This is a genomic window from Streptomyces sp. B5E4, from assembly GCF_039871555.1.
Taxonomy (GTDB): domain Bacteria; phylum Actinomycetota; class Actinomycetes; order Streptomycetales; family Streptomycetaceae; genus Streptomyces.
In genome coordinates this window covers 132,317-152,008 of sequence record NZ_JBDPMI010000005.1, presented here as the reverse complement: position 1 = coordinate 152,008, position 19,692 = coordinate 132,317, and the positions used below count along the sequence as shown (strand labels likewise).

Genomic DNA, 19,692 nt, shown 5'->3' with positions numbered 1-19,692 from the left:
ACCGTGAACAGCACCGCCACCGCCCCCGCAGGGGTGACAGACACCACAGATCCCACTGCCGCCGACCCCCTCACCATCGCCGGCGTCCGCTTCTCCTCCCGCCTCATCATGGGCACCGGCGGCGCGAGCAGCCTGGAGAGCATGGAGCGCGCCCTCCTCGCCTCCGGCACCGAGCTGACCACCGTCGCGATGCGCCGCATCGACCCCGGCGTGCACGGCTCCGTACTCGACGTGCTGCGCCGCCACGGCATCCGCGTGCTGCCGAACACCGCCGGCTGCTTCACCGCGGGCGAGGCCGTCCTCACCGCCCGGCTGGCCCGCGAGGCGCTCGGCACGGACTGGGTGAAGCTGGAGGTCATCGCCGACGAACGCACCCTGCTGCCCGACCCCGTCGAGCTGCTGGCCGCCGCCGAGACGCTCGTCGACGACGGCTTCACCGTGCTCCCGTACACCAACGACGACCCCGTGCTCGCCCGCAAGCTGGAGGACGCCGGCTGCGCCGCCGTGATGCCGCTGGGCTCCCCCATCGGCTCCGGGCTCGGCATCCGCAACCCGCACAACTTCCAGCTCATCACCGAGGCCGCCGGGGTGCCCGTCATCCTCGACGCCGGCGCCGGCACCGCCTCCGACGCCGCACAGGCGATGGAGCTGGGCTGCGACGCGGTGATGCTGGCGTCCGCGGTGACCCGGGCGCAGGAACCGGTGCTGATGGCGGAGGCGATGCGGTACGCGATCGCCGCGGGCCGGCTCGCCGCGCGCGCGGGGCGCATCCCGCGCCGGCACTTCGCGCGGGCGTCGTCCCCGGCGGCCGGCGTGGCGGAGCTGGGCCCGGGCTCCGGCCCGGACGGAGGGCCGGGGCCGGACCCGGAGCGGCCCGCGTTCGCGTGAACTCCCCGGCCCCGTACCGGCCCCCGCGCGGCCCGCCGTACCGGCACGCCATCGGGAACGTACTGCAGCACAACGGTGACGGGAACGCGTCCCTCACCTCGTAGACTGCGCTTCGTGGACACGACTCTGGACCCGTCCCCCCATCCGCCGGGAGGGTGGGGCGACCCCATGGTCGGGCAGACGCTCGACGGGCGCTACCGCGTCGACGCACGCATCGCCGCCGGCGGCATGGCCACGGTCTACCGCGCGCTGGACACCCGGCTCGACCGGGTGCTCGCCGTCAAGGTCATGCACCCGTCGCTCGCCGCCGACGCCTCCTTCGTCCAGCGGTTCATCCTGGAGGCCAAGTCGGTCGCCGGCCTCGCCCACCCGAACGTCGTGGGCGTCTACGACCAGGGCACCGACGGCCCGCACGTCTTCCTGGCCATGGAGTACGTCCCGGGCTGCACCCTGCGCGACGTGCTGAACGACCGCGGCGCGCTCCAGCCGCGGGCCGCGCTGGACATCCTGGAGCCCGTGCTCGCCGCGCTCGGCGCCGCGCACCGGGCCGGATTCGTCCACCGCGACATGAAGCCGGAGAACGTCCTCATCGGCGACGACGGCCGCGTCAAGGTCGCCGACTTCGGGCTCGTCCGCGCCGTGAACACCCACACCACCGCCTCCACCGGCACCGTGCTCGGCAGCGTGTCGTATCTGGCGCCCGAGCAGATCGAGCGCGGCGCCGCCGACCCCCGGGTCGACGTGTACGCCTGCGGCGTGATGCTCTACGAGATGCTCACCGGCGCCAAGCCGCACGCGGGCGAGCACGCCGCGCACGTGCTCTACCAGCACCTCCACGAGGACGTCGAGCCGCCGTCCGCCGTCGTCCCGGGGCTGCCCGCGCAGTTGGACGACCTGGTCGCCGCCGCCGCCGCGCGCAGCAGCGAGACACGCCCGGCGGACGCCGTGGAGCTGCTGTCGGCCGTACGCAGCGCCCGCGCCCGGCTCACCGACGAGGAGCTGGACGCGATGCCGCCGCAGGCCGTCGCCGCGGAGCGGATCGGCTCCGAGGACCGTACGGCCGTGGTGCCGGGCCCGACGGCCGCGCAGGAGCGGCTGAACGTCACCAGCGTGCTGGAGACGCCCGCCGCGGGGCCCGCGGGCGGCACCGCCGCCCGGCCGCCCGGCCCGCCGGCGCCCGGCGCCCCGGCGCGGCCGGGCCGCCCCAAGCCGCGGATCGGACTGCTGGCGCTGCTGGCGGCGGTGCTGGTGCTCGGCGTCGGCACGGGCGTCTGGTACATCAACTCCGGGCAGTTCACCAAGGTCCCCTTCGTGCTCGGCAAGACCGAGACCGAGGCGCGGAGCATGCTCTCCGGCGAGGACCTGGACGCGGACGTCAAGGAGGACTTCAGCGACACCGTGAAGGCCGGCCTCGTCCTGCGCACCGACCCCGAGGGCGGCAGCCGCATCCGCCAGGGCGACTCCGTCACGCTCGTGCTCTCCAAGGGCCCGGAGATGGTCGAGGTACCCGAGCTGTACGCGGTCCCGCTCGACGAGGCCGGGGACGAGCTGAGCGACGCCGGGCTGAAGCCGGGCGTGACACGGGAGGCGTTCAGCGAGGAGCTGCCCGCCGGGCGCGTGATCAGCACCGACCCCGGGGACGGGGAGAAGATCAGGGCCGGCCGGGCGGTGGAGATGGTCGTCAGCCGCGGCGCGCCCGTCGAGGTGCCGGACGTGGTCGGCGACGACCAGAACGACGCCGCGGAGGAGCTGCGCGAGGAGGGCCTGACGGTCGAGGTCGCCACGGAGACGGTGTACTCGGAGGAGGACGCCGGCACGGTCGCGGAGACCTCGCCGGAGCCGGGCACGGAGCTGGCCGAGGGCGACAAGGTCACGCTGACGATCTCCAAGGGGCCCGAGCTGCTGGAGGTCCCGGACGTGGTCGACATGAACGTGGACGACGCCGAGGAGACGCTCGAGGACGCCGGCTTCAGCGTGGACGTGAACCAGATCTTCTTCGGCGACACCGTCTGGCGGCAGTCCCCGGACGACGGGGACGAGGCGCCGCGCGGCAGCGAGATCACCCTCTGGGTGAGGTGACGTGTCCTCCCGTACGCCCCCCGAACGACGCTCCGACCGGCTCGATCCCGATCCCCGCGCCCGCAACCCCGTCGGCAGCCATGTGCCGGTCGCCGGCGGACTGGCCGCGAAGGGGCTGGCGCACGCGCGCAAGATCGGCGCGGAGGCGGTCCAGGTCTTCGTCGCCAACGCCCGCGGCTGGGCGACGCCGGCCGGCGACCCGGCGCAGGACGAGGAGTTCCGCCGGCGTTGCGCCGAGGACGGCGTCCCGGTGTACGTGCACGCCCCGTACCTGATCAACCTCGGCTCGCACACCCCGGCGACCGCGGTGAACTCCGTCGCCTCGCTGCGGCACTCGCTGCGCCGCGGCCGGGCGATCGGCGCCCGCGGCGTCGTGGTGCACACCGGCTCGGCGACCGGCGGGCGGCCCCGCGCGACCGCCCTCGCGCAGGTACGGGAGCTGACCCTGCCGCTCCTCGACGAGCTGGGCGACGACCCCGACGCACCCGAGCTGCTGCTGGAGCCGACCGCGGGGCAGGGCTTCTCGCTCTGCTCCCGGCTGCCGGAGCTGGGCGCCTATCTGGACCTGCTGGACCGGCACCCGCGGCTCGGCGTCTGCCTCGACACCTGCCACGTCTTCGCCGCGGGCCACGACCTCGCGGCGAGCGGCGGCGCGAAGCAGGTGCTGGACGAGCTGGTGGAGGTGGCGGGCCCGGGACGGCTGCGGCTGCTGCACGCGAACGACTCCAAGGCCGCGGCGGGATCGTGCCTGGACCGGCACGAGAACATCGGGGCCGGGCAGATCGGCGCCGAGGCGTTCCGCGAGCTGATCCGGCATCCGGCGATGGACGGCGTACCGCTGATCATCGAGACCCCAGGCGGCGGCCCGGAGGGGCCGAAGGCGGCGGCGGACATCGCGCTGCTGAAGGAGCTGCGGGCGCCCGCGGGACCGTAGCGGGGCCCGGCGGGAGGGCCTAGAGGTCCGGCCCGTCGCCCGGCTCCTCCTGGTAGGAGTAGCGCTGCTCGCGCCAGGGATCGCCGACGTTGTGGTAGCCGCGCTCCTCCCAGAAGCCGCGGCGGTCGGCCGTCATGTACTCCACGCCCCGCACCCACTTCGGGCCCTTCCAGGCGTACAGGTGCGGCACGACGAGCCGGACCGGGAAGCCGTGCTCGGCGGTCAGCGGCTCGCCGTCCTTGTGCGTCGCGAAGATCGTCCGTTCGTCGGCGAAGTCGGCCAGCCGCAGGTTGGAGCTGAAGCCGTACTCCGCCCACACCATCACGTGCGTGACCTCGGGCGCGGGCGGCGCGAGCGCGAGGAGCGTACGGGCCCGTACCCCGCCCCACTCGGCGCCGATCATGCTGAACTTCGTCACGCAGTGCAGATCGCCGACCACGGTCGCGTACGGCAGGGCCGTGAACTCGTCGTGCGTGAGGGACCGCTTGGTGCCGTCCGCCGTGGCCCCGAAGATCTGCAGTTCCCAGCGGTCGGGCTTGAACCGCGGCACCGGGCCGTAGTGCGTCACGGGCCAGCCGCGCTGCAGCCGCTGGCCGGGAGGCAGGTCCCCCTCGTGGCGCTCCGACTGACCCATGACCCCATGGTGGCAGACGCTTGCGCATGGTCATGACCGGGGGCGGCCGGGCCTGGACGAGGGCAACCCGGATAAGCCTGCACTTACTGGATCGTCCTGGCTCCGGGTGCGAGGATGCGCCCTGACCTGCCCGACCCACGCGGAGAGGAGTCCCGGCTATGCAGGGCGACCCCGAGGTGCTGGAATTCCTGAACGAGCAGCTCACTGCCGAGCTGACGGCGATCAACCAGTACTTCCTGCACGCGAAGATGCAGGAGAACTTCGGCTGGACGAAGCTGGCGAAGTACACCCGGTCCGAGTCGTTCGACGAGATGAAGCACGCGGAGATCCTGACCGACCGCATTCTGCTGTTGGAGGGGTTGCCGAACTACCAGCGGCTCTTCCACGTCCGGGTCGGGCAGACGGTCACCGAGATGTTCCAGGCCGACCGGCAGATCGAGGTGGAGGCGATCGACCGCCTGCGCCGCGGGATCGAGCTGATGCGCGCCAAGAGCGACATCACGTCCGCGAACATCTTCGAGGCGATCCTGGAGGACGAGGAGCACCACATCGACTACCTCGACACCCAGCTCGACCTGATCGAGAAGCTCGGCGAGGCGCTGTACATCGCGCAGCAGATCGAGCAGCCGGACTGAGCCCTCCGGGTACGGACCGGGGTCAGGCGGCCTCGCGCAGCAGCGCGGCCCCCGCGTCGGCCGCGGCCTCCAGGGCGGCGTCGAGGGCGACCGCGGCGTCGACCGTGAGCGGGGCGTCGACCGTGACCGCGTTCTCGGCGGTCGCCCGGCTCCCGGCCGCCACCGGCGTCGCGCTCCCACCGGCCGGCTGCCGGTCCTCCAGCAGCTCCCTGCGGGCACAGCCCGCGCCGCGGCCGAGCAGCGCCTGGATCCGGCGCACGCATGAGCCGCAGTCCGTGCCCGCCTTGGACTCGGAGGCGATCTGGCGGGGCGTGCAGCGCCCGGCCGAGGCGTGCGCGCGCACCTGCTCCTCGGTGATGCCGAAGCACGAGCACACGAACACGCGGAACCCCCGGGTCGGGACGATTAGGTAACCCTAACCTTACCCGGCCCGGGGGTGCCGTGAAAGAGCCGTCCTGCCGTGACCTGCGTTACGCCACGGCCGGCGCGCTCACTGGTCCCGGTACATCTCGGCGACCAGGAATGCCAGGTCGAGCGACTGGCTGCGGTTGAGCCGCGGGTCGCACGCCGTCTCGTAGCGCTGGTGCAGATCGTCCACGAAGATCTCGTCGCCGCCGCCCACGCATTCGGTCACGTCGTCGCCGGTCAGCTCCACGTGGATGCCGCCGGGGTGGGTGCCGAGCGCCTTGTGGACCTCGAAGAAGCCCTTGACCTCGTCCAGCACGTCGTCGAAGCGGCGCGTCTTGTGGCCGGAGGCGGCCTCGAAGGTGTTGCCGTGCATCGGGTCGGAGACCCACGCCACCCGGGCGCCGGAGGCCGTGACCTTCTCCACCAGCGCGGGCAGCCGGTCGCGTACCTTGTCGGCGCCCATCCGGCTGACGAACGTCAGCCGGCCCGGGATCCGCTCCGGGTCGAGGCGGTCGATCAGCGCGAGCGCCTCCTCCGGGGTGGTCGTCGGGCCCAGCTTGACCCCGAGGGGGTTGCTGATCCGGGAGGCGAACTCGATGTGCGCGTGGTCGAGCTGCCGGGTGCGCTCGCCGATCCAGACCATGTGCCCCGAGACGTCGTACAGCTCGCCGGTGCGCGAGTCGGTACGGGTCAGCGCCGACTCGTAGTCGAGGATCAGCGCCTCGTGCGAGGAGAAGAACTCGACGGTCTTGAACTCCTCCGGGTCCACGCCGCAGGCGTGCATGAAGCTCATCGCCCGGTCGATCTCGCGGGCCAGCGCCTCGTACCGCTGGCCGGAGGGCGAGGAGCGGACGAAGTCCTGGTTCCAGGCGTGCACCTGGCGCAGGTCGGCGTAGCCGCCGGTGGTGAAGGCGCGCACCAGGTTCAGCGTGGCCGCCGAGGCGTGGTACATCCGCTTCAGCCGCTGCGGGTCCGGCGTGCGGGACTCGGGGGTGAACTCGAAACCGTTGACGGAGTCGCCCCGGTAGACGGGCAGGGTGAGGCCGTCGCGCGTCTCGGTCGGCTTGGAGCGGGGCTTGGAGTACTGCCCGGCGATCCGGCCCACCTTGACGACGGGGACGGACGCGGCGTACGTGAGCACGGCGCTCATCTGCAGCAGGGTCTTCAGCTTGTTCCTGATGTGCTCGGCCGAGACCGCGTCGAACGCCTCCGCGCAGTCACCGCCCTGGAGCAGAAAAGCCTCGCCCCGGGCGACGGCGCCCAGTTGGTCACGCAGTTGGTCGCACTCGCCGGCGAAGACCAGCGGCGGATACGACTGCAGCTCGGCGGTCACGTCGCGCAGAGCCGCGGGGTCCGGCCAGTCGGGCTGCTGCGCCGCGGGCAGGTCGCGCCAGGTCTGGGAGATACCGGCGGCGCTCGTGGCGGGTTCGGCGTTGACAGTCACGGATCCAAGATTACGGGTTCGCCCGCACTGTCCCGGCCGGTGACCGACAGATGAGACGGAGCAGACAGTGAGCGGTCGGACGCGCACCGGTCGGCTAGGGTGTGCGCCATGTACGCGCTCGATGCCCGCACCTGGTGGTGGCCCGTCCGACCGGCGGCCACCTGAATCGCGCGTACCCACGAAGACTCCGCGAAGGCCGCCCGAGGGGCGGCCTTCGGTGTTTCCGCGGGTCGGTCCCTCCGTCGCAGGAAGGAACGACCCGTGCAGCATCCCCCCAGGTCACGACCGCAGGACCGGCCGGAGGACGGGGACGGACAGCCCGGCACCGCCGCTTTCGACCCCGCTCCCGACCCCGCCCCGGACGCCGCCGCCCTGGTCCGCCGGCTGCTGGCCGACGGCGCCCCGCCGTTCGCCGTCCTCCAGCGCCGCACCCCGGGCCGCCCCGACGGGCCCGTCGAGGTCCTCCTCGGCGCCGTCCACGAGGTGGACCGGCTCGCGGACATCCCCGACAGCCCGGCGCCCGGCGCCGTCGGCGCGCTGGCGCTCGTGCCGTACCGGCAGATCCGCGAGCGCGGCTTCGACGTCCGCGACGACGGCACGCCGCTGGCCGTGCTGGTCCCCGACGAGGTCCACGAGCTGCCCGCCGCGGCCCTCCTCGACGCCCTGCCGGCGCACGGCGTGCGCGTCGACGACGGCGGTTTCGACGTGCCGGACGAGGAGTACGCCGGCATCGTCGGCCGCGTCCTCGCCGACGAGATCGGCACCGGCGAGGGCGCCAACTTCGTCATCCGGCGCACCTACGAGGGCCGCATCGACGGCTTCGGCGCCGCCGACGCGCTCGCCCTCTTCCGCCGGCTGCTGGCCGGCGAGCAGGGCGCGTACTGGACCTTCGTCGTGCACCGCCCGGGCGTACGCACCCTCGTCGGCGCCAGCCCCGAGGTGCACGTGCGGATGACCGGCGGCACCGTCGTGATGAACCCCATCAGCGGCACCTACCGCTACCCGCCCGGCGGCCCCGACAGAAGCGGGCTGCTGGCGTTCCTGCACGACACCAAGGAGATCGAGGAGCTCTCCATGGTCGTCGACGAGGAGCTGAAGATGATGTGCACGGTCGCGCGGGAGGGCGGGGTGGTCGTCGGGCCGCGGCTGAAGGAGATGGCGCACCTGGCGCACACCGAGTACGAGCTGCGCGGGCGCACCGCGCTCGACGCGCGCGACGTGCTGCGCGAGACGATGTTCGCCGCGACCGTGACCGGCTCGCCCGTGCAGAACGCCTGCCGCGTCATCGAGCGCTACGAGCCCCCCGGCCGGGACGGGAGGGGCCGCGGCTACTACGCGGGCGCGCTCGCCCTCCTCGGCCGCGACGCCGGCGGCGCGCAGACCCTGGACTCCCCCATCCTCATCCGCACCGCCGACATCGGCGCGGACGGCCTGCTGCGGGTCCCCGTGGGCGCCACGCTGGTCCGCGGCTCCCGGCCGGCCGACGAGGTCGCCGAGACCCACGCCAAGGCCGCCGGAGTGCTCGCCGCGCTCGGCGTACGGCCCGCGCCCCCGCGGCCTGCGGGCGGAGCCCGGCCGCGCTACGCGGCGGACCCGGAGGTGCAGGCGGCGCTGGCGGCCCGCAGGACGCACCTGTCGCCGTTCTGGCTGCGCATGCAGCGGGTGCAGGACACGGCCGCGGCGGCGGGACCGCCGCCCGGGCGGGTGCTCGTGGTCGACGGAGAGGACACGTTCACCGCGATGCTCGCCCACGTGCTGCGCGCCTCCGGCGCGGAGGTGGACGTGCGCCGCTTCGACGCGCCCGGCCTGCGGGACGCGGCGCTGGCGCACGAGGGCCCGGTCGTGCTCGGTCCCGGCCCCGGCGACCCGGCGGACCCGGCCGATCCGAAGATGCGCTTCCTGCGCGGGCTGGCCGGCGAGCTGCTGACCGGCCACCGGCACGGTCTGCTCGGCGTCTGCCTGGGCCACGAACTCCTCGCCGCCGAACTGGGGTTGCCCCTGGTCCGCAAGGACGTGCCCGACCAGGGGGCGCAGGTGGAGATCGACTTCTTCGGCCGGCCCGAGACGGTCGGCTTCTACAGCACGTACACCGCCCGCTGCGATCCGGCGGCCACGGCGGCGCTGGCGGCGGCGCGGGGTGTCGAGCTGAGCCGCGACCCGCGCAGCGGCGACGTGCACGCGCTGCGCGGGCCCGGCTTCGCCGGGGTGCAGTTCCATCCGGAGTCGGTGCTGACGCTGGACGGCGACCGGCTGGTGCGGCAGTTGCTGGCGGCGGTGCTGGTACGCGGCTGAGGACGGGGGCCGGCGGCGTGCGCGGAGCGGGCCGCCGGCCCGTGGCACCGCTCAGCCGTCGGTCAGCCGTCGCTTCAGCCGAAGAAGACGCCGACCTCCTCGTACAGCTTCGGGTCCACGGTCTTGATCCGGGCCGTGGCGGCGGCGAGCGGCACCCGCACCACGTCCGTGCCCTGCAGGGCGACCATCTTGCCCCAGTCCTCCTCGTGCACCGCCTCGATCGCGTGCAGCCCGAAGCGGCTGGCGAGCCAGCGGTCGTACGCGCTGGGCGTACCGCCGCGCTGCACGTGCCCCAGGACCGTCGTACGGGCCTCCTTGCCCGTGCGCCGCTCGATCTCCTTCGCCAGCCACTCGCCGACGCCCGACAGCCGGACGTGGCCGAAGGCGTCCAGGGACTCGTCCTTGAGCACCATGTCGCCGTCCTTGGGCATCGCGCCCTCCGCCACGCACACGATCGGCGCGTAGCTGGCCTTGAAGCGGGAGGTCACCCAGCCGCAGACCTTCTCGACGTCGAAGCGCTGCTCGGGGATGAGGATCACGTTCGCGCCGCCGGCGAGCCCGGAGTGCAGGGCGATCCAGCCGGCGTGCCGTCCCATCACCTCGACGACGAGGACGCGCATGTGCGACTCGGCCGTGGTGTGCAGCCGGTCGATGGCCTCGGTCGCGATGTTGACCGCGGTGTCGAAGCCGAAGGTGTAGTCGGTGGCGGAGAGGTCGTTGTCGATGGTCTTCGGGACGCCGACGACCTTGATGCCGTACTCGTCTGCGAGCCGCTGGGCGACGCCGAGGGTGTCCTCGCCGCCGATGGCGATGAGCGAGTCCACCTCCAGCTTCGCCATGTTCTCCTTGATGCGCTTGATGCCCCCCTCGGTCTTCAGGGGGTTGGTACGCGACGACCCGAGGATCGTTCCGCCGCGCGGCAGGATGCCGCGGACGGCGGGGATGTCCAGGGTGACGGTGTCGGCCTCCAGCGGCCCGCGCCAGCCGTCCCGGAAGCCGGTGAACTCGTACCCGTACTCCTGGACGCCCTTGCGGACGACGGCCCTGATGACCGCGTTGAGCCCGGGGCAGTCACCGCCACCGGTCAGTACTCCTACCCGCATCACAGGTTTCCCTTCTGACGGTCGTGACCCCGCTGCAGCAACGCTAACGGTGATCCACCTCACACGACACGGAGCGAGCGGGATTCACGCACCAACCTGTCAATTACGCGGCGGACTTCACCCGGAGGGGGGACCGGGAGGGTAAGAGGGAGGCGGCTCAGTCGTCGTCGAGGCCGCGCTCGATGGCGTAGCGGACGAGCTCGACGCGGTTGTGGAGCTGGAGCTTGCCGAGGGTGTTCTGCACGTGGTTCTGGACCGTGCGGTGGGAGATGACGAGGCGTTCGGCGATCTGCTTGTACGAGAGCCCCTTGGCGACCAGGCGCAGCACCTCGGTCTCGCGGTCGGTGAGCTTGGGCACCTCGGGCTCGTCGGCGTTCTCGGCGACGGGCTCGCCGGCGAGCCGGCGGTACTCGCCGAGCACGAGACCGGCGAGGCCGGGGGTGAACACCGGGTCGCCCTGGGCGGTCCGGTGGACGGCGTCGGTCAACTCCTCGGTGCTGGCGGACTTCACGAGGTAGCCGGTGGCGCCGGACTTGACGGCTTCGAGGACGTCGGCGTGCTCGCCGCTGGCGGAGAGCACGAGCACCCGCACGCCGGGCTGGGCGCCGACGACCTCCTTGCACACCTGCACGCCGGGCAGCCCGGGCAGGTTGAGGTCCAGCACGAGCACGTCCGGCGCGACGGCCCGCGCCCGCCGCACGGCCTGCGGCCCGTCCCCGGCGGTGGCCACCACGTCGAACCCGGCGGCCGCCAGGTCCCTGGCCACGGCATCACGCCACATGGGGTGGTCGTCGACGACCATCACCCTGACCGCACCGCTGCCTTCTCCGCCCACCTCGGCTCCCTCCCTACCGCGACCGGACGGACGCCGTCCGGGAACCATGGTGGCGCATGTATCTCGTTCCGGCACGTACCGCCTCCCGCGGGGACGCGCGGACAACGGCGCTGAGGAGCACCCGGGGCCGGAACGGCGCGGACGGTGCCCCTGGCAGGAGCCGGGGGCAGAAAAAGACACGCAGGCGTCGCACCGCAACCGGACGGACAGCCCCGGAGAACCACAGTGCCGCACCCACCTCGCCTCGGCACGGACCGACCCCACGAGAGCGCGCGGACGACGGCGCTGAGGAGCACCCGGGGGCCCACCGGCGCGGGCGGTGCCTTCGGAGCGAGCCCGGCGGGTGCAGACGCGCGGGTGGTGCGGGCGGTGCGGGTGGTGTGCGCCGCGGGCGCGCGGGGGGCCGGAGGTGCGGGGGGCGCGTGGACGGCAGAGGCCGCCCGGCCCGGATTGCCGCACGCCCGTCCCGCGGGCGTGCACACACCGGCGGCCGGGTCCCGCCGGCGGCGGCCGGCGGGACCCGGCGGAGTCATCCGCGAAGGGCCGGGGTGTGCGGAGGGAGGCGAAGCTCCACTTCCGTTCCCTGGCCCGGCGTGGAGACCCACTCGGCCGTGCCGCCCAGGTCCCGCAGGCGGCCGCGGATGGACTGGGCCACGCCCAGGCGGCCTTCCGCCTCCGCCGCCGCCAGGCGGCCCTGCGGAATGCCGGGTCCCTCGTCCCGTACGGTCACGACCACCGTGCCGTCCGGCTCCTCCTCCAGCAGCACCCACGCCCGCGCCTCCGGGCCCACGTGCGCGCGTACGTTGTCCAGGGCCGCGGCCACCGCCGCCGCGAACTCCCGTGCCGCGTGCGCCGGCAGCGCCACCGGCGACCCCGGCTCGGCCACCGAGACGTGCGGGCCGCTCAGCGACAGCAGGAGCAGCCGCAGGGACGTCTCCGCCGCGCCCTGTGGATCCGCGCCCGCCGGCTCGCCGGAACGTTCCGCCGCCGGCGCCGTCCGCTGCGCCGGCAGTCTCGCGCCCATCACCAGCGTCCGCAGCGCCGCCTCCTGCTCGCCCGCCAGCCGGCCCAGTTCCTTCGCCTCGCCGCCGATCGCCGCCCCGCGGCGCTGGACCAGCGCCAGCACCTGCAGCACGCTGTCGTGGATGTCGCGCGCCAGCCGCTCCCGCTCCCGCGTCGCCGCCTCGATCTGCAGCGCCCGGGCCAGCGTCCGTTCGCTGATCCGCGCCACCTCCACGATGTAGCCGATCGCCGTCGACGCGACCATCAGCAGCACGATGTTGTGGAAGTTGTCCTGCACCACCTCGCCGCGCTGCACGATGTTCGACAGCCCCACCGCCGCCGACGACGCCGCGCCCCAGCGCCAGCCGCCCTTGACCGCGAAGCCCAGCACCGAGCCCGCCGCCCAGATCGACGGCAGCGTGCTCGCGCCGTCGTCGATGCGCGCCGGCGTCTCCACCGGGATCGTCAGCAGGATGCCGGTCAGCGTGAGCGTGATGTCCGCCGCGAGGAAGCGGTAGGTGCAGCGCTCCGCCGACGCCACCCGGCGGAAGGTGACCAGCGTCCACAGCGTGAGGACCGCGAAGTAGGCCCAGCCCAGGGCCGGCCGCGCGACGTCGTCGTGGCGGGGTACGAACTGCGCCACCGCGTACGCCAGCGTCAGCACCCGGAAGTACGTCAGCGCCTGCCACAGCGGCTGCTCCACCGACATCCGCCGCTTGTTCTGCCCGGCCATCGCCCCGACTCTCCTCCCGCACGCGGACCGCCGGGCTAGGCGGCGTCCTGCCGCCCGCCGGCACCGGAGCCGCCGTCCGCCTTCTCGGCTTTCTCCTCCGCCTTGCGCCGCTTGGCCTCGTCCGCCATCCGCCGCTTGGCCGCCGTCGCGTACTCGTCCACGTACTCCTGGCCGGAGAGCTTCATGATCTCGTACATGACCTCGTCGGTCACCGAACGCAGGATGAACCTGTCGTGCTCCATGCCCTGGTAGCGCGTGAAGTCCAGCGGCCTGCCGATCCGGATGCCCGGCCGCATGACCTTCGGCACCACCTGCCCCGGCGGCTGGATCTTCTCCGTGTCGATCATGGCCACCGGCAGCACCGGTGCCCCGCTGAGCAGTGCGAGCCGGCCGAGCCCGCCGGGCTTGCCGCGGTAGAGGCGGCCGTCGGGGGAGCGCGTGCCCTCGGGGTAGATGCCGAACAGCTCGCCGCGCTCCAGCACCTCCAGACCGCTCTTGATCGCCGCCTCGCCGGCGCCCCGGCTGCCGGAGCGGTCGACGGGCAACTGCCCGACGCCCTTGAAGAACGCCGCCGTCAGCCGGCCCTTCACGCCCGGGGTGGTGAAGTACTCCGCCTTGGCGATGAAGGTGACCTTGCGGTGCAGCATCGAGGGCAGGAAGAACGAGTCGGAGAACGACAGATGGTTGCTCGCGAGGATCGCGGCACCGGTGTCCGGCACGTTCTCCATGCCCTCCACCCAGGGACGGAAGACGAGCCTCAGGCTGTTGCCGAGAGACATCTTCATCGCGCTGTAGAACACCCGGGCCTCCTGCGATCTGCTCGTGTGACCATAGCGCTCCTGGTCGGAGAGCGGTATCCGGGGGCGCGCGGGCGGCCCCGGGGGGCGCGGGCCCCCCGCGGGACGTCCGCGGGGCCCCGTCCGTCCGTACGGGGCAGTACGCTCAAGGGCAGCGCCAGGCACGTATCCGCCGCCCGCCTGACACGATCGGAGTCCCGCCATGCCGGTCCTTCCCGGAGCCGAGCCGTTCCGCCAGCCGGGTGGCGGGACCGGGGTGCTCGTCTGCCACGGTTTCACCGGCTCCCCCCAGTCCGTACGGCCCTGGGCCGAGCATCTCGCCGCCCGCGGGCTGACGGTCTCCATGCCGCTGCTGCCCGGGCACGGCTCGCGCTGGCAGGACCTCCAGGTGACGCGCTGGCAGGACTGGTACGCGACGGTGGACCGGGAGCTGCGCGAGCTGTCCGGGCAGTGCGAGCGGGTCTTCCTGTGCGGGCTGTCCATGGGCGGCACGCTGGTGCTGCGGCTGGCCGCCCTGCACGGCGACGCGGTCGCCGGGGTGGTCGCGGTCAACCCGCTGAACAAGCTGCACGGGCTGCTGCCGAAGGCCCTGCCCGCGGCCCGCTTCCTGGTACGCACCTCGCCCGGCGTGGTCGACGACATCGCCAAGGAGGGCGCGACGGAGATCGGCTACGACCGCGTGCCCCTGCACGCCGCGCACTCGCTACGGCAGCTCCTCGCCCGCGTCGACGGCGAGCTGCCCCAGGTGACGCAGCCGCTGCTGGTGCTGCACAGCCGGGTCGACCATGTCGTCTCGCCGGTGGACTCGGTCCGCATCCTCGGCCGGGTCTCGTCCCGGGACGTCACGGAAACCGTGCTGGAGAACAGCTACCACGTCGCCACGCTCGACCACGACGCGGAACGGATCTTCACGGCCACCGACGACTTCATCGACCGGCTCACCCCGCCGGCCGACGGCAGCGAGCAGCGGAAGAGCGAGCAGCGGAAGGGAGCCCGGGCCCGTGGCGGAGCGTAACCCGGACCGGGAGGACCCGCAGCAGGGCGACGGGCCCGCGGAGACGGAGCCGGCGGGCGCGGAGCCGACGGGGTCGGGCGGCGCGCCGCTGGACGAGGAGGCCGCGTGGGCGGAGATCGTCGCGGCGTTCGACGAGGACTCCGTGGAGCCGCCGCACGAGCGGGCGGCGCGCACGGCGGCCGAGGGCGAAGGCCCGGCGGACGGCGCGGAGGGCGGCCCGGCGGACCCGGGCGGCGGTGGCGTCGCCACCACGGAGGGCCCGGCGGACCCGGACGAGGAGGGCGAGCCCGGGAGCGGCGGCGCGGCGCGCGGTGACAAGGCGAGCTTCATCGTCTTCTCCGCGGGCACGGGACCGCGCGACTGGGAGGCCGCGGAAGCCTCGGACGACGACCTCGACGAGACCGACGAGGGCCACTTCGTCCCGCCCGAGCCGCCCCCGCTGCCGAAGGCCGACACGACCACCAAGTTCGCCTGGCTCGCGGTTCTCGGCGGCCCGCTGCTCCTGCTGGGGATGCTCATCTTCCAGCAGCCCATGACCTGGTGGGCCTCGGTGCTCGGCATCGGCGGCTTCCTCGGCGGCTTCGCCACGCTCGTCGCGCGGATGCGCCCGGGCGGCGACGATGACGACGAGCCGCCGGGCGGCGGCGCGGTGGTCTAGCTCGGGTCTGGCTCTCCGGCCCCGAGGGCCCCTCGTCCCCGTAACGGAACCCGTTCGGGCGTCCGGGCGAAGTAGTGGTGCAAGGCCCGTTCGACGGGCGAAGTCCACCACGTTCTGGAGGCTCGATGGGGGGCATGACGGGCGTGCACACGAGGGCGGAGAGCGGGGCCTCGGACGCGGCCATCGTCGCCAGGTCCCGTACGGAGCCGGAGGCGTTCGCCATCGTCTTCGACCGGTACGCCACCGACGTCCACCGCTACGCGGCACGGCGGCTCGGCGACGAAGCGGCCGACGACGTCATGGCCGAGACGTTCACGACCGCCTTCCGGTTGCGCGAGCGGTTCGACCCGGAGCGCGGCGACGTGCGCCCGTGGCTCTTCGGCATCGCGACCCACCTGGTGAGCCGGCACCGCCGCGCGGAGGCCCGCCGCTTCCGCGCCCTCTCCCGGCTGCCGGCCCCGGCCGAGACCGACGAGCCGCTGGCGGACCGCGTCGCGGCCCGCGCGACGGCCGACGGCATGCGCCGCGAGCTGGCCACCGCGCTGGCCCGGCTGTCGCCCGCGCTGCGGGACGTCCTGCTGCTGGTGGCCTGGGCGGACCTGGCCTACGAGGAGGTGGCGCAGGCGCTCGACGTGCCGGTGGGCACCGTGCGCTCCCGGCTGCACCGGGCCCGCGGCCGGTTACGCAAGGAACTGGGCGCCGTCTGCGGCATGGTCGCCGTCGGCATGGACACCGCCCCTGCGGGCACCGGACGGAAGGAGCACGGGTGTGGATGAGCTGAAGGTGCTGCGGGACTGGGACGCGGGGACGCAGCCGCTGCGGGAGACGGCCCGGCTCGCGGCCCGGGACCGGCTGCTGGAGGCGGCCCGCGCCGCGGAGCCGGGAGCGGCGCCGGTGCGCGCGCCCGCCCACACGCCCCTCCGGCCCGGTGCACAGCCGCCGCTGGTGGTGGTGCGCAGCCCCGGCGCGGGCGGGCCCTCCCGCCGTACCGTCGTGCGGACGCTCGTCGCCGCAGGTGCCACCGCGGCGGCCGTCGCGGCACCCGTCGCGCTGCTGGAGCGCGGCGGCACCGCGGGCCCGGCCGCTCCGGGAGACGCCACACCCGCCGGAATGCTGCGCCGGGCGGCGCGGCTGGAGCGGGAACAGGAGCGCTTGCGTCCGCCCATCGAGCCGCGCCGCGGCCAGTACGTGTACGCCCGGGAGTTCATCCGGGACGCCCCGGACGACGGCGGCAAGGCCGCGACGTATGCGCCGGAGACCTGGCTGGCGGCGGACTCCTCGCACCGGAGCTGGTCGAACAGGCGCCACGGGGGGGAAGGTTGGCTCCGGTCGGAGCCGGGGCTGTGGCCGCCGGCGGACTGGCGCGGCCTCACCCGGATCCCGACGGAGCCGACGGCGCTGCTGACGCACATCAGCTCCTTCGGCGCGGGGAAGCAGCCCGACGAGTTCGACCGGGCGGACTGGCGGCAGGTGTACACGTACTTCGGCCGCCTCCTCGAACGAATCCCCGTGCTGCCCGACGGGCTGCTCCCGGCGCTGCTGGAGGCGCTGGCCTCGTGCCCCCGTCCGGAGTCGCTGCCCGGTGCGACGGACGCCAAGGGCAGGGAGGCGCTGGGGATCGTGTTCCCCGACCATACCGGTTGGTCCAGACATCTCCTGTTTGCCACGGACACGCACGAGTACCTGGGGATGCAGCGCCCGCACGGCCGCGACCTGAAGATCAGGGAGTTCACGCGGACGTCGCACCTCGACACCTACGGTGTCGTGGACGAGGTCAAGAAGCGGCCGTAGCCGGACCGGACGCCGGGACGCGGAGCGCGGCCAGCACCGGGAGGTGGTCGGTGGCGTCGCGGAGGTCGGCCGGGGAGAGACCCGGCAGGCCCTCCGGGACGCCGCAGGCCAGCACCTCGACCCCTTCGGTCGCGAGCACGGCGTCGATGCGCTTGCGCGGATCGAGCGCGGTGGAGGTGTGCCGGCCGCCCCAGGGGCTGACGACCCAGCCGTCCTGCAGTTCGGCGGCCAGCCGGCGGAACGCGGGGCCCCTGGGTCGCTCGTTGAGGTCCCCGGCGACCACGGCGTGCGGCTCGCCGAGCGCGTCCACGTGCGCGAGCAGCAGCCCGGCCTGCTCGTAGCGCTCGGACCTGGCCAGGCTCAGATGGGTGCTGACGACGGCCAGCCGGGCCCCGCCGAACCGCAGCACCGCCGTCGCCAGGCCCCGCTGGTGCAGGCCGCGGGTGCGGGGCAGCAGCGTCTCGTCCGTGCGCTCCACGTGTGCGCGCAGGCCCGCGAGGAGCATGGGCCCGGCGCTGGTGGCGCCGCCGGTGACGTACAGCAGGCCGGTGGCGCGGGCGAGCCGGGCGGCCTTCTTGCGCCAGCGGAAGAAACGGGGCGCTTCCTGGATGCAGACGACGTCGGGGGCGCAGGCGCGGATCACGCGGGCAAGGGCGGCGGTGTCGTCGCGCAGGGAGCGGATGTTGTAGCTGAGCAGCCGGACGACGGCCGAGCCGTCCGGCTCGGTGCGCGAGGCGGGGAGATCGGGCAGCAGCACGGGGTGAGACTACCGGGGCGAGGCGGCCGGGGGCGGGTGCCGCGGGCCGTACGGTCGCGGAAGCCGGGGCCCGCCCGTACGGGAAGCCGTGGGCCCTCGTGCCTTCGGGTGTTCGCACCGTCCGGCACGCGGGCCGTCACGTCATACGCGCCGGCCGTCCGTCAGCCCTGGCGGGCCAGGTCGGCGGCGCCGACGAGACCGGCACGGCCGCCGAGTCGGGCGGCGAGCACCTGCGCGTGCGGGCGCCACTGGCTGCCGACCAGCCAGCGCCGGAACGACTTGCGGATCGGGTCGAGGACGAGGTCGCCCTCGTCCGATACGCCGCCGCCGACGATGAACGCCGACGGATCGAAGAGCGACGCCAGGTCGGCGAGCCCCGCGCCCGCCCAACGGGCCAGCTCCCGGAACGAGTCGACCGCCACCGGGTCGCCCCGCCGGGCGGCCTCGCTGACGTGCCGCCCCTGGACGCCCTCGGCCGTACCGTCGCCGAGGGCGAGCAGGATCTCAGCGGACTCGGGGGTGGCGGCGGCACGCTGGCGCGCGTACCGCACGAGGGCGCGGCCGGAGGCGTACTGCTCCCAGCAGCCCTGGCTGCCGCAGCCGCACAGCAACCCGTCGGGCACGACGCGGATGTGACCGAACTCCGCGGCCACGCCGAAGCGGCCGCGGTGCAGCCGGCCGCCGATGATCACGCCGCCGCCGAGGCCGGTGCCCAGGGTGATGCAGACGACGTCGTCGTGGCCCTGTCCGGCGCCGAAGCGATACTCGCCCCAGGCGGCGGCGTTGGCGTCGTTCTCGACGACGACGGGCAGGCCGATGCGCTGTTCGACCTTGTCCTTGAGCGCCTCGTGGCGCCAGTTGACGTTCGGGGCGAAAAGTACGGTGGCACGCTTGTCGTCCACGTACCCGGCGGCGCCGATGCCGACGGCCTCGGCCGGGGTGGTGGACGTGACCTCGCGGACCGCCGCGCAGATGGCGTCCACGACGCCTTCGGGTGTTTCGGGGGTCGGTACCGTGCTCGTTCGGATGATCGAGCCCTCTTCGTCGACCACACCGGCCGCAATCTTGGTGCCGCCGATGTCGACGCCGATGGTGAGTCCCATGTCTCCCTCGGTTATTCGGTTCGAGCCCCGCTGCGCCTCCTCACATTACCGGAGGCAGCGCGGGGCCCGGCCGTCAGTCGAGGTCGATCTGCTTGGGGCTGCTGGGTGGTTCGTCGTCCCGTGACCAGTCGGCTTCCTGCCGCTGAACTGCGGCGCGGTAGGCGGCGGCGATCTCCGTGCCGGCGGTGGCGAGGTGGTCGAAGATCTGCGGATTGCGCTCCACGACGGGCTCGACGACGGTCTTCACGGAGGCGAGGAACTGCTTCGCGAACTGCTGCGCGGCGGTCTGCGCGACGGCGGCGGTACCGCCGGTCGCGCCGGGGGCGCGAAGCTCGGAGACCTTGTCGGAGAGGGAGTCGAAGAAGCGGCGCAGCTCCTCGGCGGCGCTGACGGGCTCGGGCCCGTAGACCGCGCGCCGCCGGGCCTGCTCGGCAGCGAAGTCCTCGGCACACGCCTGGGCCCACGCGTCCGGGTCCGGGACGGTGGAGGCCGCACCGGGTTCAGGGCGCTCGATGGCATCACTCATACATCGACGGTACCCGACCGCCGACTTCACGTTCACTGCCGCGCACCGGGTTGTGTAC

Annotated in this window: 19 protein-coding genes; 9 read left to right on the top strand and 10 right to left on the bottom strand. The window is 73.9% G+C overall.

Features of this window, described 5'->3' with window-relative positions; genetic code table 11:
* The first annotated feature begins 3 nt into the window (after positions 1-3).
* From ABGA99_RS09450 to ABGA99_RS09440, 3 genes are all read left to right on the top strand, one after another.
* Positions 4-888, top strand: coding sequence for a thiazole synthase (locus tag ABGA99_RS09450; protein ID WP_347575444.1), 885 nt, complete (start codon positions 4-6; stop codon positions 886-888).
* 168 nt (positions 889-1,056) lie between these two features.
* Positions 1,057-2,967, top strand: coding sequence for a Stk1 family PASTA domain-containing Ser/Thr kinase (gene pknB, locus ABGA99_RS09445; protein ID WP_347575724.1), 1,911 nt, complete (start codon positions 1,057-1,059; stop codon positions 2,965-2,967).
* 1 nt (position 2,968) lies between these two features.
* A complete protein-coding gene (locus ABGA99_RS09440; protein WP_347575443.1) occupies positions 2,969-3,901 on the top strand; it encodes a deoxyribonuclease IV in 933 nt (310 codons plus the stop codon).
* A gap of 19 nt (positions 3,902-3,920) precedes the next feature.
* Here the strand turns inward: ABGA99_RS09440 and ABGA99_RS09435 are convergent, their stop codons facing one another.
* Positions 3,921-4,535 carry a sulfite oxidase-like oxidoreductase gene (locus tag ABGA99_RS09435; protein ID WP_347575442.1) on the bottom strand — a complete coding sequence of 205 codons (615 nt, stop codon included), beginning with the start codon at positions 4,533-4,535 and terminating at the stop codon, positions 3,921-3,923.
* Positions 4,536-4,693: 158 nt separating this feature from the next.
* On the opposite strand from ABGA99_RS09435, the gene bfr reads away from it, so the two are divergent.
* Positions 4,694-5,170, top strand: coding sequence for a bacterioferritin (gene bfr / locus ABGA99_RS09430; RefSeq protein ID WP_101424999.1), 477 nt, complete (start codon positions 4,694-4,696; stop codon positions 5,168-5,170).
* Between the two features lie 22 nt (positions 5,171-5,192).
* Here bfr and ABGA99_RS09425 read toward each other — a convergent pair whose 3' ends face one another.
* Positions 5,193-5,552 (bottom strand): (2Fe-2S)-binding protein, encoded by a 360-nt coding sequence (locus ABGA99_RS09425; RefSeq protein WP_347575441.1) that lies wholly within the window; start codon positions 5,550-5,552, stop codon positions 5,193-5,195.
* 108 nt (positions 5,553-5,660) lie between these two features.
* A complete protein-coding gene (locus ABGA99_RS09420; RefSeq protein ID WP_347575440.1) occupies positions 5,661-7,022 on the bottom strand; it encodes a 3-deoxy-7-phosphoheptulonate synthase class II in 1,362 nt (453 codons plus the stop codon).
* A 372-nt stretch (positions 7,023-7,394) separates the two neighbouring features.
* On the opposite strand from ABGA99_RS09420, the gene ABGA99_RS09415 reads away from it, so the two are divergent.
* A complete protein-coding gene (locus ABGA99_RS09415) occupies positions 7,395-9,314 on the top strand; it encodes an anthranilate synthase family protein (RefSeq protein WP_347575723.1) in 1,920 nt (639 codons plus the stop codon).
* 74 nt (positions 9,315-9,388) lie between these two features.
* Here the strand turns inward: ABGA99_RS09415 and ABGA99_RS09410 are convergent, their stop codons facing one another.
* The 4 genes from ABGA99_RS09410 to ABGA99_RS09395 form a co-directional block, all read right to left on the bottom strand.
* On the bottom strand, positions 9,389-10,417 hold the full coding sequence (locus tag ABGA99_RS09410) for a 6-phosphofructokinase (protein WP_347575439.1): 1,029 nt from the start codon (positions 10,415-10,417) through the stop codon (positions 9,389-9,391).
* A gap of 157 nt (positions 10,418-10,574) precedes the next feature.
* Positions 10,575-11,219, bottom strand: a complete 645-nt coding sequence (locus ABGA99_RS09405; RefSeq protein ID WP_347575722.1) for a response regulator transcription factor — start codon at positions 11,217-11,219, stop codon at positions 10,575-10,577.
* 562 nt (positions 11,220-11,781) lie between these two features.
* Positions 11,782-12,987, bottom strand: coding sequence for a DUF5931 domain-containing protein (locus ABGA99_RS09400; RefSeq protein WP_347575438.1), 1,206 nt, complete (start codon positions 12,985-12,987; stop codon positions 11,782-11,784).
* Between the two features lie 35 nt (positions 12,988-13,022).
* Entirely contained in the window at positions 13,023-13,787 is a 765-nt protein-coding gene (locus ABGA99_RS09395) for a lysophospholipid acyltransferase family protein (protein ID WP_347575437.1), read from the bottom strand.
* A gap of 199 nt (positions 13,788-13,986) precedes the next feature.
* On the opposite strand from ABGA99_RS09395, the gene ABGA99_RS09390 reads away from it, so the two are divergent.
* The 4 genes from ABGA99_RS09390 to ABGA99_RS09375 all read left to right on the top strand — a co-directional run bounded on the left by ABGA99_RS09390 (position 13,987) and on the right by ABGA99_RS09375 (position 17,248).
* Complete coding sequence (locus tag ABGA99_RS09390; protein ID WP_347582468.1) at positions 13,987-14,799, top strand: alpha/beta fold hydrolase; 813 nt, start codon at positions 13,987-13,989, stop codon at positions 14,797-14,799.
* The gene (locus tag ABGA99_RS09385) at positions 14,786-15,457 is read left to right on the top strand and encodes a hypothetical protein (RefSeq protein WP_347575435.1); all 672 of its coding nucleotides are present in this window, start codon (positions 14,786-14,788) and stop codon (positions 15,455-15,457) included. Before ABGA99_RS09390 ends, ABGA99_RS09385 begins: the two co-directional genes overlap by 14 nt.
* A gap of 125 nt (positions 15,458-15,582) precedes the next feature.
* Complete coding sequence (locus ABGA99_RS09380) at positions 15,583-16,233, top strand: sigma-70 family RNA polymerase sigma factor (protein WP_347575434.1); 651 nt, start codon at positions 15,583-15,585, stop codon at positions 16,231-16,233.
* Complete coding sequence (locus ABGA99_RS09375; RefSeq protein WP_347575433.1) at positions 16,226-17,248, top strand: CU044_5270 family protein; 1,023 nt, start codon at positions 16,226-16,228, stop codon at positions 17,246-17,248. The genes ABGA99_RS09380 and ABGA99_RS09375 overlap by 8 nt, the downstream gene beginning before the upstream one ends.
* On the opposite strand, the gene ABGA99_RS09370 is transcribed toward ABGA99_RS09375, so the two are convergent.
* From ABGA99_RS09370 to ABGA99_RS09360, 3 genes are all read right to left on the bottom strand, one after another.
* Positions 17,232-18,005 carry an endonuclease/exonuclease/phosphatase family protein gene (locus tag ABGA99_RS09370; protein ID WP_347575432.1) on the bottom strand — a complete coding sequence of 258 codons (774 nt, stop codon included), beginning with the start codon at positions 18,003-18,005 and terminating at the stop codon, positions 17,232-17,234. The two genes, ABGA99_RS09375 and ABGA99_RS09370, sit on opposite strands and share 17 nt — an antisense overlap.
* A gap of 161 nt (positions 18,006-18,166) precedes the next feature.
* Complete coding sequence (locus ABGA99_RS09365; protein WP_347575431.1) at positions 18,167-19,108, bottom strand: ROK family glucokinase; 942 nt, start codon at positions 19,106-19,108, stop codon at positions 18,167-18,169.
* Positions 19,109-19,181: 73 nt separating this feature from the next.
* Complete coding sequence (locus tag ABGA99_RS09360) at positions 19,182-19,634, bottom strand: DUF5304 family protein (RefSeq protein ID WP_101424987.1); 453 nt, start codon at positions 19,632-19,634, stop codon at positions 19,182-19,184.
* Between the last annotated feature and the right edge of the window lie 58 nt (positions 19,635-19,692).